We start from the raw sequence: 26,370 nt of genomic DNA, 5'->3' as shown, positions 1-26,370 counted from the left end.
TTCTTCTCGCTTTGAACGCAACAAAAGAGAGAACCAATTTGATTCTCTCTCGTGCTTAATTATTTAGTCAACCCACTACAGTTGACAAAGAGCCTAAAAAACGCCTGCTTACGAAATAGATCTATAGTTAACCTATAAATCCCTTTCGTAAACAAGCGTCGCTTGTTCTCTATTCATTATGATGAGTGTTCCCGCTGAGGAGAATTCCCCAGCGGTAGACCAGAGCTAGACTAAGAGGTTTCCCTCCATCATCATAACACTCAACAAAATTGATAAAAATTAAACTAGTTCGATGATTGCCATCGGTGCAGCGTCACCACGACGTGGTTCAGTTTTAAGAATACGAGTGTATCCTCCGTTACGTTCTGCATAACGAGGTGCAATTTCTCCAAAAAGTTTTTGAAGTACTGTAGTTGATGTGTACTTATCAGTAGCTTCATCATAGTTTTCAGAAGCGATTTCGTTACGTACAAATGCAGCTGCTTGACGACGAGCGTGCAAATCACCACGTTTACCAAGTGTAATCATTTTTTCAACTGTTTTACGGATTTCTTTAGCACGTGCTTCAGTTGTAACGATTGATTCGTTGATAAGAAGATCTGTTGTCAAATCACGAAGCATCGCTTTACGTTGTGAGCTAGTGCGTCCAAGTTTACGGTAAGCCATGTTATCCTCCTATATTATTTTATTTATCGTTTTTTAAACCAAGCCCAAGATCAGCAAGTTTGAGTTTAACTTCCTCAAGACTCTTACGTCCAAGGTTACGAACTTTCATCATTTCAGGCTCAGTTTTTTCTGCAAGGTCGTGTACTGTATTGATACCAGCACGTTTCAAGCAGTTATATGAACGAACAGACAAATCAAGTTCCTCGATTGTGCGATCAAGTACTTTATCATCATTAACTTTCTCAGTTTCTTTCATCACTTCAGTTGTTTTAGCAACTTCAGTAAGATCTGTGAAGAGGTTCAAGTGTTCGATAAGAACACGAGCAGACAAGCCAAGAGCATCCTCAGGAATGATTGTACCATTTGTCATAATTTCTACGGTCAATTTATCAAAACCATCATTGCTACCTACACGAGCAGGCTCAACTTGGTAATTAACCTTTTTGACTGGCGTATAGATTGAATCTACGGCCAATGTCCCTACTGGTGCATCATCTTTTTTGTTTTCATCAGCTGGTACATAACCACGGTTTTTAGCAACAGTCATAGTTGCTTTAAGTGAAGCACCTTCTGAGATTGTAAAGAGATAATGATCAGGGTTAACAATTTCGATATCACTATCAGTCAAAATATCTCCAGCTGTTACTTCAGCAGGACCTTCAACATCAAGTTCAATGATTTTTTCGTCTTCGACGTAAGATTTTACAGCAAGTCCCTTAATATTAAGGATAATTTGCATGACATCTTCACGGACACCAGGAATAGTATCAAATTCGTGTAATACTCCATCAATTTTGATTGATGTTACAGCAGCACCAGGAAGTGATGACAAAAGTACACGACGAAGTGAATTACCCAAGGTTGTACCGTAACCACGTTCTAGTGGTTCGATGACAAACTTGCCATAATCTTTATTTTCATCAATTTTTGTTATTATTGGTTTTTCAAACTCAATCATTTATTTACTCCCTCGAAACGAATCTTGTGTATTAGTGATATTATGATTACACACGACGACGTTTTGGAGGACGAGCACCATTATGTGGTACAGGAGTTACATCACGGATTGCAGTTACTTCAAGACCAGCAGCAGCAAGAGCACGGATAGCAGACTCACGACCTGAACCAGGACCTTTAACTGTTACTTCAACAGTTTTAAGACCATGTTCTTGTGCAGATTTAGCAGCAGCTTCTGAAGCCATTTGAGCGGCGAATGGTGTAGATTTACGTGAACCTTTGAAACCAAGAGCACCAGCTGATGACCATGCTACAGCGTTACCATGCACATCTGTAATCATAACAATAGTGTTATTGAATGTAGCGTGAATGTGAGCAATACCAGATTCGATATTCTTTTTCACACGACGTTTACGTGTTGGTTTAGCCAATTTCTTTACCTCCTATTTTATTTTAGATTATTTTTTCTTACCTGCAATCGCAACAGCTTTACCTTTACGAGTGCGAGCATTGTTTTTAGTGTTTTGTCCACGGACAGGAAGTCCACGACGGTGACGGATACCACGGTATGAACCGATTTCCATCAAACGTTTAATGTTCAAGTTCACTTCACGACGAAGGTCACCTTCAACTTTGATTGAATCAACTTCACGACGGATTGCGTCTTCTTGATCTGATGTCAAATCTTTAACACGGATATCTTCTGAGATACCAGCTGCTGCCAAGATTTTTTTAGATGTTGCAAGACCGATACCGTATACATAAGTAAGTGAAATTACTACACGTTTATCATTTGGAATGTCAACTCCAGCAATACGAGCCATTTTTTCTCCTTTCTATTTCTTATCCTTGACGTTGTTTGTGTTTTGGATTTGATGGACAAATAACCATAACACGACCGTTACGACGAATTACTTTACAGTATTCGCAAATTGGTTTAACCGATGGTCTTACCTTCATGTTTTAATCCCTCCAATTATTTCGATTATTTAAAGCGGTATGTGATGCGTCCACGTGTTAAATCGTATGGACTCATTTCAACAGTAACACGATCACCTACCAAAATACGGATGTAGTTTTTACGGATTTTTCCTGATACGGTTGCAAGGATTTGGTGTCCATTTTCCAATTCTACAGTAAACATTGCATTAGGCATAGTCTCAACAACTTTACCTTCAATTTCAATCACGTCTTCTTTTGCCACGCAAAAGTACCCCCTAAATTTCGATTTGATTTCCCCTGGATACAGGGGTAACAATTATAAGTCAGACTAAATCATTATATCATGACTCAGTCTAGTGTGCAAGTATGAAAATTTAATTATTTAAGTGATGAAATCACTTTCTTAACATCTTCAAATACATCGTTGATGTCTTGATTTCCTTCGATATCGAATACCAAGCCTTTTTCACGATAGTGTTTGATGATTGGTTCACCTTGAGCAATATTGACATCCAAACGACGTTTTACTGTCTCAGGTTTATCATCTTCACGTTGATAGTAATCATCCTCATTGTAGTCGCCTACTGGTGGGTTGAATACTTTGTGGAAAGTTTCTCCAGTCTCACGATGGATAATACGTCCACTCAAGCGTTCAAGCAAGCTATCTGGATTTACTTCAATATTGATAACACCATCAAGTTTGATGTTCAAGTCTGCAAGTGTTTGATCAAGTGCGAAGGCTTGCTCGATTGTACGTGGATAACCATCCAAGAGGAAGCCTTTTTCAGCGATATCACTTTCTGCAAGGCGCTCTTTAACAATACCATTGGTTACTTCGTCAGGAACGAGTTCACCTTTATCGATAAAGCTCTTAGCCAAAGTACCCATCTCAGTTTGGTTAGCCATTGCTGCACGGAACATATCCCCTGTAGAAATGTGAGCTACGCCAAATGATTCAACAATTTTTGCTGCCTGAGTACCTTTACCGGCACCTGGTAGACCCATAATTAAAAGATTCATCTTACGATCTCCTTATTTTGTTTTAAAATAAGCTCACACCGAAGTAATGAACTTATTTTAAAACAAAATAGAAGGTTGACAGCGTCAACCTGTTTTCTATTTTGTATTCATAAAGCCAACATATTTTTTCTTCAATAAGTAACCTTCCAATTGTTTCATTCCTTCGATACCTGTTGAAATAAGGATCAAAAGACTGGTTCCTCCAAAGGCAACTGCATTTGATAAATGGAATACTTGCTGTGCTACAATTGGCAATAGAGCAATACATGCAAGGAAGATTGAACCAACGGTTGCTAATTTCTTAAGAAGTGATGACATATACTGTTCTGTTTCTCTACCAGGTCTTACACTTGGAATGTAAGAAGAGTTCTTTTGAAGATTTTCCGCAGTTTTTTCTGGGTTAACCTGTACAAAAGTATAGAAGAATGAGAAGAGTACAATCAACAATCCGTAAATCAACATTCCTGTTGGTGTTGTATACGTGAAGATACCTTGCAAGGTATTTAACCATGAAATATTTTGATTGTTACTTTGTAAGAAGGTGATAATCGAGCTTGGTGCTGCAGTAATAGAACTTGCAAAGATAACGGGAATAACACCAGCTGGATTAACCTTCAAGGGAAGATATGAACTTGTTGGAGCCCCTTGAGCCAATTTTGTATATTGGATAGGGATTTTATATTCAGCCTGTTGAACATATGTTGTAAAGAAGATAATAAGCAAGGTTGCTAATACCAAAATACCAACATAGATAAATGAAGTTGTTAATTCTCCTGAACGGACATTAACAAAGTAATCTTCATAAATTGAACTGATTGTTGATGGGATTGAAGCAATGATACCTGAGAAGATAATCATTGAAACACCATTCCCGAATCCTTTATCAGAAATCTGCTCGCCCAGCCATGTAACAATCATACTACCTGTCGTTAGAATACCACCGATCATTAAGTATGTTTGCCAATTTGGTGTAGTAACAAGAGATAGGCTCGATAGTGAGTTAAATCCTGCTGTAATACCAATTGACTGAATAAATGCTAATACGAGTGAAATATAGCGAGTTGCCTGATTTAGTTTTCGGCGTCCAACTTCACCCTGTTTTCCCCATTCCACAAATTTTGGAAGAATATCCATTTGCAACAATTGAACAACAATCGATGCTGTGATGTATGGGCTAACTCCAAGAGCAAAAACAGAGAAGTTAGACATAGCACTACCAGAAACAAGGTTCAACAAATTCAGAAAGGGAAGTTCACTTAACTGTTCTAGACTTTTTGCATTAATCCCTGGAACTGTAATAAATGTTCCAAGACGGAAGACAAAAATGATAAAAAGTGTGAATAGAATCTTACTTCTAACATTTTTGATTTTCAATGCATCTTTTAAAATTTTAAAGAACATATTGGGTTACCCCTCATTAGATGACTTCGATTGAACCACCTTTAGCAGTGATTGCTGCTTCAGCAGATTTTGAGAATTTAGCTGCTTTAACAGTCAATTTTTTAGTCAATTCGCCGTTACCAAGAATTTTAACGCCTGATTTTTCAGCACGAACGATACCAGCTTCTTTAAGAACAACTGGTGTTACTTCTGTACCATCTTCAAAGACGTTCAATTGATCAAGGTTAACAAGTGCGTATTCTTTAGCGTTGATGTTAGTGAATCCACGTTTTGGAAGACGACGGAACAATGGAGTTTGTCCACCCTCGAAACCAAGGCGAACACCGCCACCGCTACGAGCTTTTTGACCTTTTTGACCACGACCTGAAGTCTTACCGTTACCTGATGATGTACCACGACCTACACGGTTACGAGTTTTACGAGAACCTTCTGCAGGTTTAAGTTCATGAAGTTTCATTTATTTTTTCTCCTTTTTTGTAAAATGCTAGCGCCTCTATGAGGGGAAAGGACTCCCCATAGAAACTCGCCTATACTATTTCAGATAAAGTCGCAGAGAAAGACATCTTCTGCGACTTTACTTTAATTATTTAACGTCTTCAACAGTTACCAAGTGAGATACAGCGTTAACCATACCACGGATAGCTGCGTTGTCTTCTTTAACAACAGAAGAGTTCAATTTACCAAGTCCAAGGGCAACAACTGTTTTACGTTGTTCTGGTTTGCGTCCGATTGGAGACTTAGTCAAAGTAATTTTAATTTGAGCCATTATAATCCCCTTTCTTATGCCAAGTCAGAAACTGAGATGCCACGAAGAGCAGCAACTTCTTCTGCACGTTTAAGTTGTTTCAAACCTTCAACTGTTGCACGAACGATGTTGATTGGAGTGTTTGAACCAAGTGATTTAGATGTAACATCTGCAACACCTGCCAATTCGATGACGGCACGAACAGCACCACCAGCGGCAACTCCAGCCCCCTCAACAGCTGGTTTCAACAATACTTTAGCTCCACCAAATTCTGAACGAACTTCGTGAGGAATTGTTGTTCCAACCATAGGAACTTCGATCAAGTTTTTCTTAGCATCGTCAACTGCTTTACGAATAGCTTCTGGTACTTCTTGAGCTTTACCAGTACCGAAACCAACGCGACCATTACGGTCACCAACAACTACAAGAGCAGCAAAGCGAAGACGACGTCCACCTTTAACAACTTTTGTAACGCGGTTAATAGCAACTACGCGCTCTTCAAGTTCAACTGCATTATCTTTAAATGCCATTATTAAGTGTCCTCCCTATTAGAATTTCAATCCGTTTTCACGAGCTGAGTCAGCCAAAGCTTTAACACGTCCGTGATAGAGATATCCACCGCGGTCAAACACCACTTCAGAAATACCTTTAGCTACTGCGCGTTCAGCAACAAGTTTACCGACAACAACGGCTTGTTCTGTTTTAGTTCCTGTTGAAACTTCTTTGTCAAGAGTTGAAGCGCTTGCGAGCGTTACACCCGCTACGTCATCAATTACTTGAGCGTAGATGCCTGTATTAGAACGGAATACGTTCAAACGTGGGCGATCAGCAGTTCCAGAGAGTTTACCGCGAACGCGACGGTGGCGTTTTTGGCGGATTTTGTTTTTATCTGGTTTCGAAATCACAATTTTCACCTCTTAAATGTTATCTTTTGTCAAACGACAAGTTGTAAAATGATAGAAGATCGCAACTCTGCAAGAAAAATTTGCAGTAGTTGAAACAATCTATTATTTACCTGTTTTACCTTCTTTACGGCGTACAAATTCACCAACGTAGCGGATACCTTTACCTTTGTATGGTTCTGGTGAACGAAGGCTACGGATGTAAGCAGCAGTTTGTCCAACAACTTCTTTGTTGATACCTTCAACAGTGATTGAAGTTGGGTTTGCTACTGTGAAAGTGATTCCTTCTGGAGCTTCCACTTCATCTTGGTGAGATTTACCAACTGAAAGAACAAGTTTAGTTCCTTGAAGTTGAGCACGGTAACCAACCCCGCGCATTTCAAGTTCTTTTTTGAAACCTTCAGAAACACCAACTACCATGTTGTTCAAGTTAGCACGTGTAGTACCGTGGATAGTTTTCATTTCTTTTGAGTCGTTTGGACGGTGAAGAGTAACTTCAGTTCCTTCAACTTTGATTTCAATGTTTTTGTTAAACTCACGAGTGAGTTCGCCTTTAGGTCCTTTTACAGTAACAACATTGTCGTTGTTAGTGATTTCAACACCAGCAGGCAATGTAATTACTTTATTACCAATACGTGACATAGTATTAATTTTCTCCTGTTAGATTGTCAAGCCACCTAGGTGACTAGTTTTCACGGGGTAACTTACAGCACTAAGGCATCATATACTCTAGTAATGCAAGTTTTAGATAAAATTTCTTTTGAAATCTTACCAAACGTATGCGATAACTTCTCCACCAACGTTCTTTTGACGAGCTTCTTTATCTGTCAAAAGACCTTCTGATGTAGAAATGATTGCAATTCCAAGTCCATTAAGAACTTTAGGAATATCTTCACGTTTTGAGTAAACACGAAGACCTGGTTTTGAAACACGTTTCAAGTTAGTGATAACACGTTCACCGTTTTGTCCGTATTTAAGGAATACGCGGATGATACCTTGTTTGTCATCTTCGATAACTTCGATGTTTTTTACAAAACCTTCGCGTTTAAGGATTTCAGCAATCCCTTTTTTGATGTTTGATGCAGGTACTTCAAGTACTTCGTGTTTAGCTTGGTTAGCGTTACGAATACGTGTCAAAAAGTCTGCAATTGGGTCAGTCATAACCATTGTTAATTTCTCCTCTTACTAGTAGTTTGAAGTTTTCACTTGCTAGTTAATGCCCCTCAAGGGGTTCAGTTTTAAAACTGATTTGAACTAGAGCAAAGCTTCCGCCAAAAAGAGAAACTTGCTTAGACACATATATCTCTAAGTTAAGTTTCTAATTTCAACTTTAGTTTCTATGCTCTTTGCGTCAAATTACCAAGATGCTTTAGTAACACCTGGGATTTGACCTTTGTAAGCCAATTCACGGAAGCAAACACGGCAAAGTTTGAATTTGCGGTAAACTGAGTGTGGACGTCCACATTTTTCGCAACGTGTGTAAGCTTGCGTAGAGAACTTCGCTGGGCGTTTGTTCTTAGCAATCATTGATTTTTTAGCCAATTTATTTACCTCCTAGATTATTTTGCAAAAGGCATTCCAAGGCCTTTAAGCAATTCACGACCTTCTTCGTCAGTGTTAGCAGTAGTTACGATAACGATATCCATACCACGTACTTTATCAACATCATCAAAGTTGATTTCTGGGAAGATAAGTTGTTCTTTAACACCAAGAGTGTAGTTACCACGTCCGTCGAATGATTTAGTTGGAACACCGTGGAAGTCACGAACACGTGGAAGTGAAACTGACACCAATTTGTCCAAGAATTCATACATACGTTCACCACGAAGGGTAACTTTAGCACCGATCGCTACACCTTCACGAAGACGGAAGCCGGCGATTGATTTCTTAGCTTTAGTAATCAATGGTTTTTGACCTGAGATGATTGCCAATTCAGCAGCAGCTTTCTCAAGGTTTTTAGCGTTATTTACAGCATCACCAACACCCATGTTAAGAACGATTTTCTCAACTTTTGGCACAGCCATAACTGAAGAATAGTTAAATTTTTCAGTCAAAGCAGGAATTACTTCGTTAGTGTATTTTTCTTTTAAGCGGTTAGCCATTTATACTTTCTCCTTTCCTTCGTGATTAATCAAGCACTTCGCCTGATTTTTTGTTGTAACGAACTTTTTTGCCGTCAACAACTTTGTAACCTACACGTCCTGCAACACCGTTCTTGTCAAGAACTTGAACGTTTGATGCGTGGATTGGTGCTTCTTTTTCCACGATAGCACCTTGAGGGTTTTCTGCGTTTGGACGTTGGTGTTTCTTGATGATACCAACACCTTCAACAACAACTTTGTTTACTTTTGGAAGAGCTTTAAGAACTACAGCTTCAACGCCTTTGTCCTTACCAGCAATAACGCGAACTTTGTCGCCTTTTTTTACAAACATGTGAGTTTTTCTCCTATTAATTTCTTACGCCCTATGGGCACCCTAGCAAATGCTAGGGGACTTAGTTTGTGTATTGATTAAAGTACTTCTGGTGCAAGTGAAACGATCTTCATGTAACCACCGTCACGCAATTCACGTGCAACTGGGCCGAAGATACGAGTTCCGCGAGGAGTTTTGTCATCACGGATGATTACTGCAGCGTTGTCGTCAAATTTGATATATGAACCGTCTGGACGGCGAGCACCAGTTTTTGTACGAACGATAACAGCTTTCACAACGTCACCTTTTTTAACAGCTCCACCTGGTGTAGCTTGTTTAACTGAAGCAACGATTACGTCACCGATGTTAGCGAATTTACGTCCTGAACCACCAAGAACTTTGATAGTCAAGATCTCACGAGCACCGCTATTATCAGCAACTTTCAAGCGAGTTTCTTGTTGAATCATTTCAATTTTCTCCTTTTAGTTTGATTAGATAATAACAGCTTCTTCCACAACTTCTACAAGACGGAAGCGTTTTGTAGCTGAAAGTGGACGAGTTTCCATGATACGAACGATATCGCCTGTTTTAGCAACGTTGTTTTCATCATGTGCTTTGTATTTTTTAGAATAGTTGATACGTTTACCATAGACTGGGTGGTTACGTTTTGTTTCAACTACAACAGTGATTGTTTTATCCATCTTGTCAGATACTACACGTCCAACAAGAGTTTTACGTTGATTACGTTCCATTATTTAGAATACTCCTTTCCCAATCTATTATTTAGCTTCAGATTGCACAGTTTTAACACGTGCAATTTGTTTTTTAACTTCGTTCAAACGAGCAGTTTGATCAAGTTGACCTGCTGCAGCTTGGAAACGAAGGTCGAAAAGTTCTTTCTTAAGTTCGTTTTCTTTTTTCGCAAGCTCTTCTTGAGACAAGCCACGAAGCTCAGCAACAAACTTTTTGATTTCTTCAAGTTTCATGTCTTCTCCTTATTCTGCGTCGCGTTTTACGAATTTAACTTTAACTGGCAATTTGTGGCCTGCAAGACGGAAAGCTTCACGTGCAACTTCTTCAGATACACCTGCAACTTCAAACATCACTTTACCACGTTTAACTGGTGCTACCCAACCTTCAGGTGCCCCTTTACCAGAACCCATACGAACCCCGATAGCTTTAGCTGTGTATGATTTGTGTGGGAAGATTTTGATCCAAACTTTACCACCACGTTTCATGTAACGAGTCATTGCGATACGGGCAGCTTCGATTTGGCGGTTAGTGATCCAGTGACTTGTAGTCGCTTGAAGACCGTATTCACCGAAGTCTACTTGTTTACCACCTTTTGCTTCACCGCGCATTTTTCCGCGGAACTCACGACGGTGTTTAACACGTTTAGGTACTAACATTTGTTATTTGCCTCCTTTAGTGTTTTTACGAGCTGGGAGAACTTCACCACGGTAGATCCATACTTTAACACCAAGTTTACCGTATGTAGTGTCTGCTTCTTCCCAAGCGTAGTCGATATCTGCACGAAGTGTGTGAAGTGGAACTGTACCTTCTGAGTATCCTTCTGCCCGGGCAATATCTGCACCGTTCAAACGACCTGATACTTGAGTTTTGATTCCTTTAGCTCCAGCACGCATAGCACGTTGGATTGCTTGTTTTTGTGCACGACGGAAAGCAACACGTTGCTCAAGTTGACGAGCAATGCTTTCACCTACAAGGTGAGCGTCCAAATCAGGTTGTTTGATTTCAACGATGTTGATGTGAACTTGTTTTCCAGTCAATTTGTTAAGTTGAGCGCGAAGAGCGTCAACGTTTGATCCACCTTTACCGATAACCATACCTGGTTTAGCAGTGTGAAGTGAAACGATTACTTTGTTTACAGCACGTTCGATTTCGATTTGTGAAACTGAAGCGTCTGCCAATTCTTTTTGAATGAATTTGCGGATTGCCAAATCTTCGTGAAGGTAATCTGCGTATTCTTTTTCAGCATACCATTTCGCATCCCAGTCACGGATGATCCCGACACGCATACCAATTGGATGTACTTTTTGACCCACGAGTTTACCTCCTTATTTTTCTGACACAACAACTGTTACGTGTGTTGTGCGTTTGTTGATTGGTGAAGCTGAACCTTTCGCACGTGGACGGAAACGTTTCATTGTTGGTCCTTCGTTTGCGAAAGTTTCTGATACTACCAAGTTAGCTTTTTCCAAACCAAAGTTGTTTTCTGCGTTAGCGATAGCTGAGTTAAGAGTTTTCTCAACAACGCGAGCTGCTTTGTTTGGAGTGAATTTCAAGATTGCGATTGCGTCAGCAACGTTTTTCCCGCGGATAAGATCAAGTACAAGACGTGTTTTACGAGGTGAAACGCGGACTGTACGAGCCATTGCTTTAGCTGAAGTAATTTCTGCCATTGTGTCCTCCTCCTATTAACGACGTGTTTTCTTATCGTCAGCTGCGTGACCTTTGTAAGTACGTGTTGGTGCAAATTCACCAAGTTTGTGACCTACCATGTCTTCTTGGATGTAAACTGGTACGTGTTTACGTCCATCATAAACTGCGATTGTGTATCCGATGAAACTTGGGAAGATCGTTGAACGACGTGACCAAGTTTTAATTACTTTTTTCTTTTCGTCATTTGCTTGAGCTTCAACTTTTTTCATCAAATGCTCATCGACGAAAGGTCCTTTTTTAAGACTACGTCCCATTTTGTAGTATTCTCCTTTAATGATTAAACCACAGCGGCTTGCGCACCTAATGCGCTACCGAGTTGGCGGATAGTTATTAGACTAAGCGACTAGCTTATTTTTCGTTACGACGACGAACGATAAGTTTGTCTGATTTAGCTTTCTTGTTACGAGTTTTAAGACCAAGCGCAGGTTTACCCCATGGAGTAGATGGCGCTTTACGTCCAACTGGTGCTTTACCTTCACCACCACCGTGTGGGTGATCGTTAGGGTTCATTACAGAACCGCGAACTGTAGGACGGATACCCATCCAACGGCTACGTCCAGCTTTACCAATGTTAACAAGTGATTGTTGTTCGTTACCAACTGTACCGATTGTAGCACGGCAAGTTCCAAGAATCATACGAACTTCGCCTGATTGAAGACGAACAAGAACGTATTTACCTTCTTGACCCAAAACTTGAGCTGAAGCACCAGCGGCACGGATAAGTTCTGCACCTTTACCTGGTTGAAGCTCGATGTTGTGGATAACTGTACCAACTGGGATATTTGCAAGTGGAAGTGCGTTACCAACTTTAATATCCGCATCTGGACCTGAAACGATACGTTGACCTACTTCAAGACCTTTAGGTGCAATGATGTAAGCTTTCACACCGTCAGTGTAGTGTACAAGTGCGATGTTAGCAGTACGGTTTGGATCGTACTCGATAGTTTTAACAACTGCTTCAACACCGTCTTTGTTACGTTTGAAATCGATCAAACGGTAGTGACGTTTGTGACCGCCACCTTGGTGACGAACAGTGATACGACCGTTGTTGTTACGACCAGCTTTGCTTTTCAATGAAACAAGCAATGATTTCTCAGGAGTGCTTGTAGTGATTTCAGCGAAGTCCAAAGAAGTCATGTTACGACGGCCATTTGTCGTTGGTTTATAAACTTTAATACCCACGTTAATTCTCCTTTGTCTTATTCAGCTTCAGTCGCAAACAACTCGATTGCTTTTGAATCAGCTGTAAGAGTGATGATAGCTTTTTTAGTTTTTGAAGTGAAACCTGTGTAACGACCAACACGTTTTTGTTTTGGTTTTACAGTTACAGTGTTTACGTTTGCAACTTTTACTCCTTCAAAAGCAGCTTCAACAGCTTGTTTGATCAAGAGTTTGTGTGCACGTGTATCAACTTCAAATGTGTATTTGCCTGCTTCAAGAGCAACCATTGATTTCTCAGTGATAACAGGTTTTTTGATTACGTCATACAAATTCATTATGCAAGAACCTCCTCGATTGTAGAGATTGCTTCTTTAGTTACAAGAAGTTTATCTGCGTTCACGATGTCAAGAACACTTGCAGTTGCTGCAGTTGCAACAGTAACGTTTGCAAGGTTACGAGCTGAAAGTTCAGCGAATTTGTTTCCTTCTTCAACGATAACAAGTACTTTTGAGTCGATGCTAAGAGCTGAAAGAACGTTTGCGAATTCAGCAGTTTTTGGAGCTGCAAATGAAAGAGCATCAACAGCTACAAATTTATCTTCAGCAACTTTAGCTGAGTAAACTGATTTCAAAGCAAGGCGACGAACTTTTTGTGGAAGTTTGTATCCGTATGAACGTGGAGTTGGTCCGAAGACAACACCACCACCACGCCATTGTGGTGAGCGGATAGAACCTTGACGAGCACGTCCAGTTCCTTTTTGACGCCATGGTTTACGTCCACCACCTGATACTGCTGAACGGTTTTTAACCGCGTGAGTACCTTGGCGAAGGCTAGCACGTTGGCTGATTACGACATCAAATACTACTGATTCGTTTGGTTCGATACCGAAGATAGCGTCGTTCAATTCAACTGAGCTAACTTCTTTACCAGTTTGGTCAAATAGTTTTACGTTTGCCATTTTAACTGATTTCCCCTTTCCTTAATTATTTAGCAGCTTTAACTGCTGATTTGATAGTGATAAGAGATTTCTTAGCACCTGGTACGTTACCTTTGATAAGGATAACGTTTTTCTCTGGGATAACTTGGACAACTTCAAGGTTTTGAATTGTCACACGGTTACCACCCATACGTCCTGCCAAGTGTTTGTTTTTGAAAACACGGTTAGGCGCAACAGGTCCCATTGAACCTGGACGACGGTGGTAGCGTGAACCGTGAGCCATAGGACCACGTGATTGACCATGGCGTTTGATAACACCTTGGAAACCTTTACCTTTTGAAGTACCAGTTACATCAACAACATCGCCAGCTGCGAAAGTGTCAACAGTGATTTCTGATCCAACTTCCAAGCCTTCAATGTTTTTGAATTCACGAATGAAGCGCTTAGGAGCTGTGTTAGCTTTAGCTACATGGCCTTTGGCAGGTTTGTTGCTCAATACTTCGCGTTTGTCGTCAAAACCAACTTGAACTGCTTCGTAACCGTCTGTTTCAACAGTTTTAACTTGAAGCACAACGTTTGGAGTAGCTTCGATGACAGTAACAGGGATAAATTCACCTGATTCAGTGAAGATTTGAGTCATTCCCACTTTTTTCCCTAAGATTCCTTTTGTCATGAGAAAATATTTCCTTTACTTATTTGTATTTCAAAAAGTTTTTAATGAGCGTTTTTCATGCTCAAAAAAGTTTTTAACGAGCGTTTTTTGTGCTCTAAATCAAGCTTTAAAGATTAAAGTTTGATTTCTACGTTAACACCACTTGGCAAATCAAGTTTCATCAAAGCATCAACAGTTTTTTGTGTTGGGTTGATGATGTCGATAAGACGTTTGTGTGTACGCATTTCGAATTGCTCACGAGAATCTTTGTACTTGTGAGTCGCACGAATGATTGTGTAAAGACTGCGTTCAGTTGGAAGTGGAACTGGTCCAGCAACTGTCGCACCAGTGCGAGTTGCAGTTTCTACGATTTTTTCAGCCGCTGTGTCAAGTGTACGGTGTTCGTATGCTTTCAAACGGATGCGGATTTTTTTGTTTGCCATCTTTGTCTCCTTTTCGTCTATTTAAGATAATAGGCTAGCTCCTCAAGAAAACCAACACGAGTTGCGTGGCAATGCAACCAGGCGTGTCGCAACCTCTTGTATCACAGCTAAAGCTGTTTTATACAGCACCATAATATAATAACAAAATACGAGAGGCATTGCAAGGATTTTTACTTAAAAAATCAAAAACGATTCAAGTTTTTGACCTAAATCGTTTTCATGTATTTTTGATATCTTATATATAGGAAGATAAATCTAAAAAGGTTATCCAAAACAGTCGCAATCCAGACCCCTGCTAGTCCCAGACCTAAACTAATTCCTAGGAAATAACCTGCAAAGATACGGATGACCCACATACCAAAGGTAGTTGCGTAAAAGGGCATCTTAGCCTCTCCCAGTCCCTGCCAGGTTGCGGTGTAGATGAGTGTTCCAGAGGTTACTGGATTTCCCATAAAGGAATAGAGGATAACAACCATACTAGCATCCACTGCTCTGCTATTGTCCGTAAAAAGACCTGTCAACTGAGGGCCAAAGAGAAATACTGCTCCCGCCACCAGAATCATAAGCCCCGTCGAAATCCAGTAGGAAGCAGCCACCAAGGAGCGAATCTCCTCTTTTTTCTGAGAACCTAGACTGTGGGCAACTAGGATAACGGTCGCTGTCGCCACTCCCATGCCGGGCATGTAGTTAAACTGAGTAAGCGTTTCTCCGATAGCATTACCTGCTACAACCTCCGTCCCAAACTTAACTACGATGGCAATGATAACCACATCACCAGCTCGCATCATCAAGCGTTCACCAGCAGCTGGAAGGACTAGATTAAAAAGCTCACGGTTAAATGGTTTAGTTATCTGAATCGTCTTTCTATCCAACTGCATGGCTTGCCAAAGAATAAGAGTCCCAATCAGACGAGATAATACTGTAGCTCCAGCTACCCCTGCTATCCCCCAGTGAAAGATGTAGACTGCACAAGCTGAAAGAAGAGCATTGAGCAAGTTAGCGATCAGACTAACATTCATAGATAGGCGAGGTTTCCCTTGCGCTCGCAGAATACTACCGAAGGTAGTCATCAGACCCAGAAAGAGAATTCCTCCACCAACCAGAGCCAGGTAGAGGCTACTTGCTTCTGTAACTGCCGCTTCTGTACCCAGCAGATTTAGGATACTCTTACCAGCTAACAAGGAAATCAGACCCAGAAGCAGGCTCAATCCGACCGTTATTAGAATGGAATCCCAAATAAAGCGGTTGGTTTTCTGACTGTCTTTTTGTCCTAGACTTTTGGCAATCAAGCTGGCACAGGAGGCACCAAGTGCGATGAAAATAGCTTGGTAAATCGTGATAATATTATTGGCTACTGACACACCCGACACAGCAACCAAACCTACCTGAGCAACTAGATAGGAATCGACAACTCCCATCAACATCTGCAATATATTCTCTACCATAGCAGGTAGGGCAAGATTTAGAATTTGTTTTGTTTTTGTCATTGTTTTCCTATAAAGAAAAGCCGAGAATTATCTCAGCTTTTTAAGATTTAAACACCCAAATAGCTCTCAACGGCTTTTTGCATATCGTTTGTTGCAACGACTGTTGTGTGGCGGACTTCTGCTGTTTCAAGTCCGTTAACAGCTGCTGGAATAGCAACACCTGAGAGTTGGTTGAGCTCTTGAACAGCTGCAAAGTCATCACCTGAGTCTTTTCCTGTAACAGCTGCTACTGCTACACGCGGGAATTTGTATGGGCTGGCAGTCGATGCAATAACTGTTGGTGTTTGGTCTCCAGTACGATCAGCATAAGCTTGGTAAACAGCTGAAGCTACTGCTGTGTGTGGATCTTCGATGTAGTCAGACTCATCATAAACACGCTTGATTTCAAGAGCTGTTTCTTCTTCTGTCGCGAAGCCTGCTTCAAACAAGTCAAGAATATCTTGATCAACTTGTGGCAAGCTGTATTGACCTTCATTAACAAGAGCTTCCATCAAAGCTTTTGTTTGCTCTGCATCATTTCCAAGAAGGTGGAAAATAAGACGTTCCAAGTTTGATGACACAAGGATATCCATAGATGGACTAGTTGTCACTTTGAAGTCACGTTTCTTGTCGTAAGTTCCTGTTGTAAAGAAGTCTGTCAAGACCTTGTTTTCATTTGACGCACAAATCAGTTTACCTACTGGCACACCGATTTGTTTTGCGTAGTAGGCAGCAAGGATATTACCGAAGTTACCTGTCGGTACTGTAAAGTTAACCTTGTCACCATTTTGAATCTCACCTGATTTAACCAGTTGAGCGTAGGCGTAAACATAGTAAACCACTTGAGGTACCAGACGACCGACGTTCATTGAGTTAGCTGATGAGAATTGTGTCTTGTTAGCCAAGAGTTTAGCACGCAAGTCAGCATCGTTGAACATACGTTTAACGTCTGTTTGAGCATCGTCAAAGTTTCCGTCGATTGCAATAACGTGAGTGTTGTCACCTGTTTGCGTTGTCATTTGAAGTTCTTGGATTTTTGAAACACCATCTTTTGGATAGAAGACGATGATCTCTGTCCCTGGAACATCGGCGAAGCCTGCCATAGCAGCCTTACCTGTGTCACCTGAAGTCGCTGTCAAGATGACGATTTTGTTGTCAACGCCCTGCTTTTTAGCAGAAGTAGTCAAAAGATATGGCAAGATTGACAAGGCCATGTCTTTGAAGGCAATTGTTGAACCGTGGAAGAGTTCAAGATTGTACTGGTTACCAAGCTTAACAAGTGGTGCAATAGCTGGTGTATCAAACTTAGCATCATAGGCATTGTCGATACAGTAGTCCAACTCCTCTGCTGTAAAGTCATCTAGAAAGGCTGACAAAACAAGCTTTGCCACTTCTTGATAGCTGGCATCTTTCAAAGCATCAAAATCCAAGTCAACAGCTGGTGTTGTCACTGGTGTAAAGAGACCTCCGTCTGTTGCCAATCCTTGAAGAATAGCTTGGCTGGCAGTCACTTTGTTATTGGCGTCACGTGTTGATTGATAAGTTAATGTCATGATTTGTCCTCTTTTTGATAGTCTTTTATCCATTATAGCATTATTTTCAGAAAATTTATACAGGTTTTGGGCTCTTGCTAGGGATTTTCTTGATTATTCTTCCTTGTTAATGACGATAATATAACTTGGGCAAAAAAAGAGCCACCCCAAGGCGGCTCTGACTTAGAAAACGACTAAGCATTCCAACGTGAATCCATACCAGCAATCGCAATCCAAACAACCGCTAACAACATGAAAAACTTTTCTGCCATGATCTCCATCTCCTTTTTCTGACATCTTATGTTACTTATATTATACAATTGATGTTAGATATTGTAAACCCTTTCAAAGTATTTTTTTGAAGATTTTATCAAAAAAAAGAAGCTGGGAACTCCCAGCTTCTAGAGGTATTTCCAAATAGATGAGTTTATTTAAGTCGTCCTGGACGTTCTGCGTAACCGTAGTAAGCGTCAGCCATGATTTCTTCCATGTCCGCAACCATTGGTAAACGAGGGTTGGCAGGTGAACATTGATCTTCGTAAGCCAAGAGGGCAATTTCATGAAGGCTGTCTTTCCATGCTTTTTCATCGATACCTTGGGCTTTAAAGTTCATTTCGATACCGCAAGCTACTCCAAGATCGTAAACAGCTTGTGCGTATGAGGCAACAGCTTCTTCTGGTGTCGCAGCAGGCAAACCTAGCATGCGAGCAATGTCTTGGAATTTTTCGTCTGCTTTCCAGTAGTTATATTTTGGCCATGTTGTTGTTTTAGATGGGCGAGTACCGTTGTAACGGATAACGTATGGAAGCAAGATGGCATTGGTACGTCCGTGAACAGTGTGGTGAACCGCACCAATCTTGTGAGCCATTGAGTGGCTCATTCCTAGGAAGGCATTAGCGAAGGCTATACCAGCCATAGTTGAAGCATTGTGCATTTTTTCGCGAGCTTCTGGGTCAGCTGTCTTAACTGATTTTTCAAGGTATTGGAAGACCAATTTAATGGCTTGAAGTGCCAGTCCATCTGTATAGTCGTTGGCAAAGTTAGAAGTGTAAGCTTCCGTTGCGTGAGTCAAGACATCCATACCTGTATCAGCAGCGATGAAGCCTGGTACTGATTCAACCAAGGCTGGATCAACAATGGCAATAGTTGGTGTCAAGGCATAGTCAGCAAGTGGGTATTTACGATTATTAGCCTTATCAGACACAACGGCAAACGGTGTCACTTCTGAACCTGTACCTGATGTGGTTGGAATACCGATGTATTTGGCTTTTTTACCAAGGGCTGGGAATTTGAAGGCACGTTTACGGATATCCATGAATTTTTGGACAAGATCGCTGAAGTCCACTTCTGGTTGCTCGTAGAACATCCACATACCCTTAGCCGCATCCATTGGAGAACCACCACCGAGGGCAATGATGGTATCTGGTTCAAAGGCACGCATGACTTCAGTACCACGGCGAACAGTTGTGATGTCTGGATCTGGTTCAACATCTGAGAAGACTTGGATAGTCACCTTGTTGGCACGGAGATTCAACTGGTCAATAACACGTTGAACAAATCCAAGTTTTTCAATTGATTTGTCGGTAACGATCATAACACGTTCAATATCTTCACAGGTTTGGAGGTATTGAATAGAGTTACGTTCGAAGTAAATTTTTGAAGGAACTTTAAACCACTGCATATTATTTCTACGTTTCCCTACTTTCTTGATATTGAGAAGGTTGATAGCTGAAACGTTGTCACCAACTGAGTTTCGACCATAAGAACCACAACCAAGTGTCAATGATGGGATGAAGGCATTGTAAACATCACCGATTCCTCCGAAGGTAGATGGTGAGTTCCAGATGATACGCATAGCTTTCATTTCAGTACCGAAACGTTTAGCAAGTTCTTCATCTTTGGTGTGAATAGCTGCTGAGTGACCAAGTCCGTTAAATTCGACCATTTGACGTGCTTTTTTAAGACCGTCTTCTGTATCTTCTGCTTTCAAAACAGCGATAACCGGTGAGAGTTTTTCACGAGTGAGTGGCTCATTTTCGCCAACTTCAGCACATTCAGCTGCCAAGATATTGGTACCTTCTGGCACTTTAAAACCTGCTTGTTCTGCAATCCAACTTGCTGGTTTACCTACGATATCAGCATTGAGTTTAGCTCCTGCACAATTCTTACTGTTGGCTTTAACACCAAAGCAAAATTCTTCAAGAAGAGCTTTTTCTTTTTTATTAACAAAGTAAGTTTTATATGATTTGAACTCTTCAACAAAGTCTTTGTAGATTTCTTTGTCAATGATGACTGCTTGTTCAGATGCACAGACCATACCATTGTCAAATGATTTTGACATGACAATATCGTGAGCTGCTTGGCGGATATCGGCAGTTTTCTCAACATAAGCTGGCACGTTACCTGCACCAACACCGAGGGCTGGTTTTCCGCAAGAATAAGCTGCGCGCACCATGGCATTACCACCAGTAGCAAGGATCGTTGAGATACCATCGTGATTCATCAGAGCATTTGTTGCTGCAATAGATGGCTCTGTAATCCACTGGATACAGTCTTTTGGCGCTCCCGCTTTGACAGCTGCATCGTAAACAATTTGCGCTGCGTGAGCTGATGACTCTTGAGCTGATGGGTGGAAACCAAAGACGATTGGATTACGTGTTTTAAGAGCAATCAATGACTTGAAGATTGCTGTTGATGTTGGGTTAGTTGTTGGTGTCACCCCACAGATAACACCGACAGGCTCTGCAATTTTTGTCAGACCAGTAATAGGGTCATCTTCAATAACTCCAACTGTTTTGACACCACGCATGTTATTGACAACGTGTTCGCAGGCAAAAAGGTTTTTAGTAGCCTTGTCTTCGAAGACACCGCGTCCTGTTTCTCTCACGGCGTGTTCTGCTAAAATTCCGTGTGCATCAAGAGCTGCGACAGAAGCCTTGGCAACGATATAGTCCACTTGTTCCTGATTGAGTTTTCGGAACTCTTCTAAGGCAACAAGTCCTTTTTGAACAAGTTCATCTACGTGTGCTTGAGCTTGAGCGAGTTTTTCTTCTGGTGTAACCGTTTTTTCAGCCATATGATTCTCCTTTTAGAAATACATTGTTAAATATTTCACAACTTTTTTACAAGCATATTATAGCGCAGTTTTTTTATTCTGTAAACCCTTTCAAAGTAAATTTTGTTGTTTTTTTCACAAAAATTTTGATTTTAACCCAAATTATCCTGTTTAAAGCAAAAAAAACACAGAAATTTCTTTCTGTGCTTATATTATTAACTGCCTTTGGCATTTTTCTTAGCTGCTGCGGTAACCGCATCTTGAACTGTTTTCACATAGAGTTCTGCCCCTGTCGTTGTTGCATCGCTATAGTGAACACCATCTGTCCCAGCCCAGATATCTGGATTGTCGATGGCAGCTGTGTACCAATCGGCTAGAGTGACATAGCTGTACTCACTAGCCAAGTCGGCTTCATAGTCTCGAACGGCTTTAACCGCGTCAAGATTTTTTGAATTATAAGGAGAGACAAACACTAGGCGATGTCCATCTGGAAGAGCATCTACAAATTGTTTGGTTGCTTCCTCATAGTTACTTGTCGAATTAACCCCTACCGCTATAACCACTGTACTTGGTAGAGTACCATTATCGATATGATTTTTGAAAATATCATAGGCTTCTGTGAAATTACGACTAACTGCTGCATCCAATGTCGCCTCACTCATATCTGAGGCAAAGGCTGTGCTAGATCTCAAAGTTACCGAATCTCCGATAATCAGGATACTGCTAAGTGCTGTTGCATCTCCTGCGGTTACATTATTGGTTTGGGTGATATTGGTATCTGCCTGATTCAATGAATTGACCAAGAGACTCTCTTCAAAGCTCCCCATTTTAGGGGCCAGTGCTGCAGTAACCAGGGCTAGCGCAGCTAATATTCCCATAATGATCCCAAAAGGTTTCTTGAACCTGTCAAAATCAATAGACAAACCTAAAAGAGACGGCTTCTTACCAACCAAAAGTGGCTCTACGATATAAAAGGAAAGGCTGGTAAATAGATAAGAGAAGACCAAGGTCAAAAAGACGGCGATCAGATTATTTGTGATCTGTGAAAAGATCACATAGAAGGGCCAGTGGAAGAGATAGACACCGTAGCTGGTATCTGCTAGAAAACTAATCCACTTAGGCTCGCTCACATTTTCTGTCTTTTCATGCAGAACACGCGCCGCATAAATCATGGTTGAGGCAAAAAGACTTGATAAGGCAAAGCCAAAGAGATAGGTCAAGAGCTGATTAAAATCTAAAACAAAGGTCAAAAGTAGAAGCAAAGCAAAGCTTCCTGCCATGTAAAGCACAGCTCTTTTAGCAGACCAAAGACGGACATTCTTTTTAAAACGAGCCGTCGTCTCAACGATACCAGATGTTGTCGCAAACATAGCCCCTAGGTAGAAAGGAAAACTATGGCTCAAGGTTGAAAAGTAGAGAAGCGAGAAATTACTTGTAAAGAAGGCTCTCGCAAACATACTGACAAATCCAATTCCGAAGAAAACAGCAGAAATCAAGAAGATAAGCCCTCTAAATTGAGTCTTGCTATAATCTCGTTTAGATAGAAGCCAAATAATCAAGCCCCAAATCAGATAGAAATGAACCTCAATTGCCAAACTCCAAGTATGGACAAACAAGTGTGGAATAAATTGTGACTCGTAGCTACTACCTGTAAAAATCTCGTAGAGATTGGTTGTAAAGCCCAGAGCTGCAGCCATCTGACCTCCAATACCTGCCCGAAAGTCATTTCTCACCAAGAAGGTAAAAGGAATGGTTAACAGAACCATCAAAACCAGAGGTGGCACGATACGATAGAAACGACGTTTCAGATAGCCTAGAAAATCAAAGGCTTTACTTCTTGTGTATTCGTCGATCATCAGTGCTGTAATCAAATACCCCGAGAAGGTAAAGAAGACATCAACACCAATGAAACCACCTGGAAAACTTGTCTTAAAGAAATGGTAGAGCAGAACCAGCAAAAGCCCGGTAATCCTCACCAAAGAAAACCATTTAATTCTCATTTTTGATAAATCCCCTGTTTAAATGTCCCCTTATAGGTTTTGCCAGATGCAGTTGTCAAAGTCCCTTGACCATCAGCCTGCCCGTCCTTAAAACCTCCCGTATAGGACCATCCTGCCTTAGCAGTAAAGGTACCCTGACCATCAAAAACGCCATTGACAAAGTTGCCCTCATAAACATCACCGTTTTTAAAGGTCAAAGTTCCCTGACCATTCATCCGATTATTAACCACCTGTCCTTGGTAGCTGATTTTCCCTGAGTCATAAGTCAGAGTCCCTTGACTACTCCAAGGAATGGTAAAGACTGTTAGACCAAAGACAAAAATCACGATAACCGCCAGCAATTCCCACTGCCCACGACTGATTTTGCCCTGCCTATTCCTCTTTTTTTTCATAATTTACCTGATCTTTCATCCATATTATCGACTAGTCTTCTGCTAAAATTTTCTTCAGCCAGTCCTGACATCCCTGTTTAACCAAGGCGTAAGTCTCATCAAAATCACCAGTGTACCAAGGATCTGGCACGCCACCCTCCACAAAGAGAGCAATCTTCTCATCAAAGCGCCCTGCTGACAGACGCTTGAGGTCCGCCACATTCTCCTCGTCCATACCGATGATATAGTCAAACTCCTCTAAGTCTGACAAATCTATCTGTTGAGAGCTTTTTGATTTTTCATAGGAAATGCTGTGCTTTTTAAAAATAGCCTGAGTTCCTCTGTGGATAGGGTTCCCATGTTCCCAATTGGAAGTAGCCCTGCTCTCAACCAAGATCGGACTGTCCTTGGCGACTTCTTTCATGACGAATTCAGCCATAGGACTACGACAAATATTTCCTAAACAAACAAAACATACCTTTTTCATACTAACCTCTCATTGTGGTGAATTGAGAACAGACCTCAAAAAACGATAGAAGCAACCTAGCTGCTTACAGATTGACTTTCACCTTGTCGCTAATTGCCTACCTAGCGGTCATCAAGCAGGCTTGAACTGCCTACTGACTTTTAGTCCATTCACTATATCATTTTTCTTCTGGGTAGGCATAGCCTAAGTGATCATAGGCTTTCGCCGTCACCACACGACCTGTTCTCGTACGCATAAGAAAACCTTTTTGAATCAAATAAGGCTCATACATGTCCTCAACGGTTTCACGTTCTTCTGCGATATTGACAGACAAGGTTCCCAAACCAACGGGGCCGCCTGAGTACATCTCGATCATTGTTCTGAGAATCTTCTGGTCAACATAATCTAGACCTTCCTGGTCAACATCTAGCATGCTAAGAGCTTTATCAGCTGTGCTATCATCAATCAAACCGTCCCCCATAATCTGAGCGTAGTCGCGCACGCGCTTAAGCAGACGATTGGCGATACGCGGTGTCCCACGTGAACGACGAGCCAGCTCGATGGCAGCCTCATGGGTAATTTCAGCCTCGAAAATCTCAGCCGTTCGCTCGACAATCTCCGTCAAATCCTCTAACTCATAGTACTCCATGTGACCGTTGATACCAAAACGAGCACGCAAAGGATTAGACAGCATACCCGCACGAGTCGTCGCCCCAATCAAGGTAAAAGGAGGCAAGTCCAAATGAACACTGCGACTAGTCTCACCGGCCCCAATCATGATATCAATATAAAAATCTTCCATAGCAGAGTAGAGGACCTCTTCCACAGCCATAGGCATGCGGTGAATCTCATCGATAAAGAGAACATCGCCCGGCTCCAAATCATTCAAGATAGCAACCAGATCCCCAGCTTTTTCAATAGCAGGACCAGAAGTCTGCTTGAGATTAACCCCTAACTCATTAGCAATCACAAAGGCCATTGTCGTCTTACCTAGCCCTGGAGGTCCGAACAAGAGAACATGGTCCAGTGCCTCATCACGCAATTTAGCTGCTTCGATAAAAATCCTCAGCTGATCCTTGACCTTATCCTGTCCAATATATTCCTTAAAATATTGCGGGCGCAGCGTACGTTCAACATACTCCTCATCACCCATTAAATCGTTGTCTAAAATTCTAGTCATAGCCCTATTATAGCAAAAAAGCCCTAGAATTACTAAGGCATGTCATTCTTATTCATAATACAAAAACCTCAAAATGATTCAAAAGTCGCATCTGATCTTCCCACTTAAACTCATAGTAAGGACTACGATCACTTACAGGTAAATCACCCAAGAAATCCTCTCTCAAATCAAAAGCTCTAACCTCACCTGATTTCAAAAAGATTGGCTCTTCTCCATCTCCAACCCATACTAATTGACCAATAAAAGTTCTATTTTTAACAACTACTTTTGCCATATTGTGCTCCTTTCTACATATACCACCAATCAGTATTAGAACTCAAAAGTTTAACAATAAGTGTTCCAGCTAAAATAAGACGACAGATGATATATTTATTTTTATTAAAAAATTTCATGTTTCTCTCTCCTTTTTTAAAACGTTTACATTTTATATTTTAAAAGTTTTATAAAAAAAGGAACATGACAAAAATGTCCTATTTTAAGAATTATCACTCTTCCATTCTTTTGAGAGATTATCAACAAGAATATCATCACCCATCGTGTTCGCAAATAAAATTGCTCTGTCAAAACATGCTTTTGCTCTAATATCATCTTGTAGAAGCGTGAGTGCCAATTTCCATTCAAGCATACTTACAATGGGTGCTTTCTGAAAATCTTGTACTTTCGTCATTATAGTCTGACAAGTTTTAATAACTTCTTCAAATAGCTTTTCATCTCTCTTATTAATAAAATATTGACAAGAACCAATCAGAATATTATTTAATATAAATAAATCATCTAAATCAAGATAGTCTACCTGTGTAATAAGGCGAGAAACCATATTTCTATAGTCATTTTCCCCATGCTCAGTATTTTCATTAGAGAGATAAATATTTAGTAAATATAAATCGATTAGAATTAAATCATTGACGTCATAAACTACTTTTCTTTTTACTTGCTCAAAATAATCGTCAATAATGGCCTGGCTAAAATGAGTATTCTGACTAATATGAACATCTAATTTGGCTTGAAGACAGTCAATTGCAAGTTGCTCATTTTCTGGTAGGTTATCATAATAAACTGTATAGATCTCGTCAAACTGCTCCTCTCGTATTTGAATACGTTCTTCATCTTTATAAGTTGGAGTTCTTAAAATAAGATATTTTAATTCTTTATACCTTCTTGGAAGTTCTAGGCTTTCCTCACCTGTCAAAAAGCCAATACTAACACCCAATTGTGCAGCGATATAGGTCACAGAAGTCAGATTAGGAATACTTTTTCCTGCCTCTATTCTCGATAGCTGTCGGACTGATAACTCTGACTGATCTCCGCAAAAATCTTCCTGTGTTATTTTTTTCTCTTTTCTTAATTGTTTAACTTTTAATCCAAATCCTTTAAGCATAGTGACCTCCCAACAAATAGAATGCGCTTACAACCATTATAACATGGGGAATTCTATCCCTAGATATTGTTAAAAATTATAACTACTTATAACTTTTGATTTTTATGCATAAATAGGTTTATCGACGCTAAATTTCAAGTGCAAGTTAGCCATTTAGTAAAACATCTTTAGGAGATTTATAGCCTAGTATTTTCTTAGGATAATTGTTTATCCAGTTTTCA

General features: G+C 40.6%; 38 protein-coding genes. All 38 read right to left on the bottom strand.

Going from position 1 to position 26,370, the window contains the following annotated elements; genetic code table 11:
* Positions 1–279 precede the first annotated feature (279 nt).
* Positions 280–666 carry a 50S ribosomal protein L17 gene (gene rplQ / locus JOC28_RS07565; protein WP_205010086.1) on the bottom strand — a complete coding sequence of 129 codons (387 nt, stop codon included), beginning with the start codon at positions 664–666 and terminating at the stop codon, positions 280–282.
* A gap of 19 nt (positions 667–685) precedes the next feature.
* On the bottom strand, positions 686–1,624 hold the full coding sequence (locus JOC28_RS07560; protein WP_205010085.1) for a DNA-directed RNA polymerase subunit alpha: 939 nt from the start codon (positions 1,622–1,624) through the stop codon (positions 686–688).
* 46 nt (positions 1,625–1,670) lie between these two features.
* Positions 1,671–2,054, bottom strand: coding sequence for a 30S ribosomal protein S11 (gene rpsK / locus JOC28_RS07555; protein ID WP_002887520.1), 384 nt, complete (start codon positions 2,052–2,054; stop codon positions 1,671–1,673).
* A gap of 27 nt (positions 2,055–2,081) precedes the next feature.
* Positions 2,082–2,447, bottom strand: coding sequence for a 30S ribosomal protein S13 (gene rpsM / locus JOC28_RS07550; protein ID WP_027972207.1), 366 nt, complete (start codon positions 2,445–2,447; stop codon positions 2,082–2,084).
* Positions 2,448–2,466: 19 nt separating this feature from the next.
* Entirely contained in the window at positions 2,467–2,583 is a 117-nt protein-coding gene (rpmJ, locus tag JOC28_RS07545) for a 50S ribosomal protein L36 (protein WP_002959355.1), read from the bottom strand.
* Between the two features lie 25 nt (positions 2,584–2,608).
* Positions 2,609–2,827 (bottom strand): translation initiation factor IF-1, encoded by a 219-nt coding sequence (infA, locus tag JOC28_RS07540; RefSeq protein WP_001040189.1) that lies wholly within the window; start codon positions 2,825–2,827, stop codon positions 2,609–2,611.
* A 116-nt stretch (positions 2,828–2,943) separates the two neighbouring features.
* Positions 2,944–3,585, bottom strand: coding sequence for an adenylate kinase (locus JOC28_RS07535; protein WP_205010084.1), 642 nt, complete (start codon positions 3,583–3,585; stop codon positions 2,944–2,946).
* Positions 3,586–3,681: 96 nt separating this feature from the next.
* Positions 3,682–4,986 carry a preprotein translocase subunit SecY gene (gene secY / locus JOC28_RS07530; RefSeq protein WP_205010083.1) on the bottom strand — a complete coding sequence of 435 codons (1,305 nt, stop codon included), beginning with the start codon at positions 4,984–4,986 and terminating at the stop codon, positions 3,682–3,684.
* A gap of 16 nt (positions 4,987–5,002) precedes the next feature.
* On the bottom strand, positions 5,003–5,443 hold the full coding sequence (rplO, locus tag JOC28_RS07525; protein WP_205010082.1) for a 50S ribosomal protein L15: 441 nt from the start codon (positions 5,441–5,443) through the stop codon (positions 5,003–5,005).
* A 126-nt stretch (positions 5,444–5,569) separates the two neighbouring features.
* The gene (gene rpmD / locus JOC28_RS07520; protein WP_002885773.1) at positions 5,570–5,752 is read right to left on the bottom strand and encodes a 50S ribosomal protein L30; all 183 of its coding nucleotides are present in this window, start codon (positions 5,750–5,752) and stop codon (positions 5,570–5,572) included.
* A gap of 14 nt (positions 5,753–5,766) precedes the next feature.
* Complete coding sequence (rpsE, locus tag JOC28_RS07515; protein ID WP_205010081.1) at positions 5,767–6,261, bottom strand: 30S ribosomal protein S5; 495 nt, start codon at positions 6,259–6,261, stop codon at positions 5,767–5,769.
* Positions 6,262–6,279: 18 nt separating this feature from the next.
* A complete protein-coding gene (rplR, locus tag JOC28_RS07510; RefSeq protein ID WP_205010080.1) occupies positions 6,280–6,636 on the bottom strand; it encodes a 50S ribosomal protein L18 in 357 nt (118 codons plus the stop codon).
* Positions 6,637–6,738: 102 nt separating this feature from the next.
* Positions 6,739–7,275, bottom strand: a complete 537-nt coding sequence (gene rplF / locus JOC28_RS07505; protein WP_205010079.1) for a 50S ribosomal protein L6 — start codon at positions 7,273–7,275, stop codon at positions 6,739–6,741.
* Between the two features lie 126 nt (positions 7,276–7,401).
* Positions 7,402–7,800, bottom strand: a complete 399-nt coding sequence (rpsH, locus tag JOC28_RS07500) for a 30S ribosomal protein S8 (RefSeq protein WP_205010078.1) — start codon at positions 7,798–7,800, stop codon at positions 7,402–7,404.
* Positions 7,801–7,989: 189 nt separating this feature from the next.
* Positions 7,990–8,175 carry a type Z 30S ribosomal protein S14 gene (locus tag JOC28_RS07495; protein WP_001085697.1) on the bottom strand — a complete coding sequence of 62 codons (186 nt, stop codon included), beginning with the start codon at positions 8,173–8,175 and terminating at the stop codon, positions 7,990–7,992.
* Positions 8,176–8,192: 17 nt separating this feature from the next.
* The gene (gene rplE, locus JOC28_RS07490) at positions 8,193–8,735 is read right to left on the bottom strand and encodes a 50S ribosomal protein L5 (RefSeq protein WP_205010077.1); all 543 of its coding nucleotides are present in this window, start codon (positions 8,733–8,735) and stop codon (positions 8,193–8,195) included.
* Between the two features lie 25 nt (positions 8,736–8,760).
* Positions 8,761–9,066 (bottom strand): 50S ribosomal protein L24, encoded by a 306-nt coding sequence (gene rplX / locus JOC28_RS07485; RefSeq protein ID WP_205010076.1) that lies wholly within the window; start codon positions 9,064–9,066, stop codon positions 8,761–8,763.
* 77 nt (positions 9,067–9,143) lie between these two features.
* The gene (gene rplN, locus JOC28_RS07480; RefSeq protein WP_205010075.1) at positions 9,144–9,512 is read right to left on the bottom strand and encodes a 50S ribosomal protein L14; all 369 of its coding nucleotides are present in this window, start codon (positions 9,510–9,512) and stop codon (positions 9,144–9,146) included.
* A gap of 24 nt (positions 9,513–9,536) precedes the next feature.
* Positions 9,537–9,797, bottom strand: a complete 261-nt coding sequence (rpsQ, locus tag JOC28_RS07475; protein WP_239548918.1) for a 30S ribosomal protein S17 — start codon at positions 9,795–9,797, stop codon at positions 9,537–9,539.
* A gap of 27 nt (positions 9,798–9,824) precedes the next feature.
* Positions 9,825–10,031: a 50S ribosomal protein L29 gene (rpmC, locus tag JOC28_RS07470; protein ID WP_205010074.1), complete on the bottom strand. Its 207-nt coding sequence runs from the start codon at positions 10,029–10,031 to the stop codon at positions 9,825–9,827.
* A gap of 9 nt (positions 10,032–10,040) precedes the next feature.
* Entirely contained in the window at positions 10,041–10,454 is a 414-nt protein-coding gene (gene rplP, locus JOC28_RS07465) for a 50S ribosomal protein L16 (RefSeq protein WP_205010073.1), read from the bottom strand.
* A gap of 3 nt (positions 10,455–10,457) precedes the next feature.
* Complete coding sequence (gene rpsC / locus JOC28_RS07460) at positions 10,458–11,111, bottom strand: 30S ribosomal protein S3 (protein WP_205010072.1); 654 nt, start codon at positions 11,109–11,111, stop codon at positions 10,458–10,460.
* 12 nt (positions 11,112–11,123) lie between these two features.
* Positions 11,124–11,468 (bottom strand): 50S ribosomal protein L22, encoded by a 345-nt coding sequence (rplV, locus tag JOC28_RS07455; RefSeq protein ID WP_205010071.1) that lies wholly within the window; start codon positions 11,466–11,468, stop codon positions 11,124–11,126.
* Positions 11,469–11,483: 15 nt separating this feature from the next.
* Positions 11,484–11,762, bottom strand: coding sequence for a 30S ribosomal protein S19 (rpsS, locus tag JOC28_RS07450; RefSeq protein ID WP_000533765.1), 279 nt, complete (start codon positions 11,760–11,762; stop codon positions 11,484–11,486).
* 94 nt (positions 11,763–11,856) lie between these two features.
* Positions 11,857–12,690 carry a 50S ribosomal protein L2 gene (rplB, locus tag JOC28_RS07445; protein ID WP_205010070.1) on the bottom strand — a complete coding sequence of 278 codons (834 nt, stop codon included), beginning with the start codon at positions 12,688–12,690 and terminating at the stop codon, positions 11,857–11,859.
* Between the two features lie 17 nt (positions 12,691–12,707).
* On the bottom strand, positions 12,708–13,004 hold the full coding sequence (locus JOC28_RS07440; RefSeq protein WP_205010069.1) for a 50S ribosomal protein L23: 297 nt from the start codon (positions 13,002–13,004) through the stop codon (positions 12,708–12,710).
* Complete coding sequence (gene rplD / locus JOC28_RS07435) at positions 13,004–13,627, bottom strand: 50S ribosomal protein L4 (RefSeq protein WP_205010068.1); 624 nt, start codon at positions 13,625–13,627, stop codon at positions 13,004–13,006. The genes JOC28_RS07440 and rplD overlap by 1 nt, the downstream gene beginning before the upstream one ends.
* Positions 13,628–13,652: 25 nt before the next feature.
* Positions 13,653–14,279: a 50S ribosomal protein L3 gene (gene rplC / locus JOC28_RS07430; RefSeq protein ID WP_205010067.1), complete on the bottom strand. Its 627-nt coding sequence runs from the start codon at positions 14,277–14,279 to the stop codon at positions 13,653–13,655.
* Between the two features lie 113 nt (positions 14,280–14,392).
* Complete coding sequence (rpsJ, locus tag JOC28_RS07425) at positions 14,393–14,701, bottom strand: 30S ribosomal protein S10 (protein ID WP_002885653.1); 309 nt, start codon at positions 14,699–14,701, stop codon at positions 14,393–14,395.
* 206 nt (positions 14,702–14,907) lie between these two features.
* Positions 14,908–16,188, bottom strand: a complete 1,281-nt coding sequence (locus tag JOC28_RS07420; protein ID WP_205010066.1) for an MATE family efflux transporter — start codon at positions 16,186–16,188, stop codon at positions 14,908–14,910.
* A 47-nt stretch (positions 16,189–16,235) separates the two neighbouring features.
* Positions 16,236–17,720, bottom strand: a complete 1,485-nt coding sequence (gene thrC, locus JOC28_RS07415; RefSeq protein WP_205010065.1) for a threonine synthase — start codon at positions 17,718–17,720, stop codon at positions 16,236–16,238.
* A 406-nt stretch (positions 17,721–18,126) separates the two neighbouring features.
* Positions 18,127–20,775, bottom strand: coding sequence for a bifunctional acetaldehyde-CoA/alcohol dehydrogenase (gene adhE / locus JOC28_RS07410; protein WP_205010064.1), 2,649 nt, complete (start codon positions 20,773–20,775; stop codon positions 18,127–18,129).
* A 194-nt stretch (positions 20,776–20,969) separates the two neighbouring features.
* Positions 20,970–22,754 (bottom strand): acyltransferase family protein, encoded by a 1,785-nt coding sequence (locus tag JOC28_RS07405; RefSeq protein ID WP_205010063.1) that lies wholly within the window; start codon positions 22,752–22,754, stop codon positions 20,970–20,972.
* A complete protein-coding gene (locus JOC28_RS07400) occupies positions 22,751–23,146 on the bottom strand; it encodes an MORN repeat-containing protein (protein WP_205010062.1) in 396 nt (131 codons plus the stop codon). The genes JOC28_RS07405 and JOC28_RS07400 overlap by 4 nt, the downstream gene beginning before the upstream one ends.
* Positions 23,147–23,177: 31 nt before the next feature.
* A complete protein-coding gene (locus tag JOC28_RS07395) occupies positions 23,178–23,612 on the bottom strand; it encodes a low molecular weight protein-tyrosine-phosphatase (RefSeq protein ID WP_205010061.1) in 435 nt (144 codons plus the stop codon).
* A gap of 157 nt (positions 23,613–23,769) precedes the next feature.
* Positions 23,770–24,771, bottom strand: coding sequence for a Holliday junction branch migration DNA helicase RuvB (gene ruvB / locus JOC28_RS07390; RefSeq protein ID WP_205010060.1), 1,002 nt, complete (start codon positions 24,769–24,771; stop codon positions 23,770–23,772).
* A 52-nt stretch (positions 24,772–24,823) separates the two neighbouring features.
* Complete coding sequence (locus JOC28_RS07385) at positions 24,824–25,045, bottom strand: hypothetical protein (RefSeq protein WP_205010059.1); 222 nt, start codon at positions 25,043–25,045, stop codon at positions 24,824–24,826.
* Between the two features lie 201 nt (positions 25,046–25,246).
* Positions 25,247–26,149, bottom strand: coding sequence for a helix-turn-helix domain-containing protein (locus tag JOC28_RS07380; RefSeq protein ID WP_205010058.1), 903 nt, complete (start codon positions 26,147–26,149; stop codon positions 25,247–25,249).
* Positions 26,150–26,370: the final 221 nt, after the last annotated feature.

The sequence above is a fragment of the Streptococcus loxodontisalivarius genome, assembly GCF_016908645.1.
Lineage (GTDB): Bacteria > Bacillota > Bacilli > Lactobacillales > Streptococcaceae > Streptococcus > Streptococcus loxodontisalivarius.
This window is presented reverse-complemented; position numbering and strand designations above follow the sequence as displayed.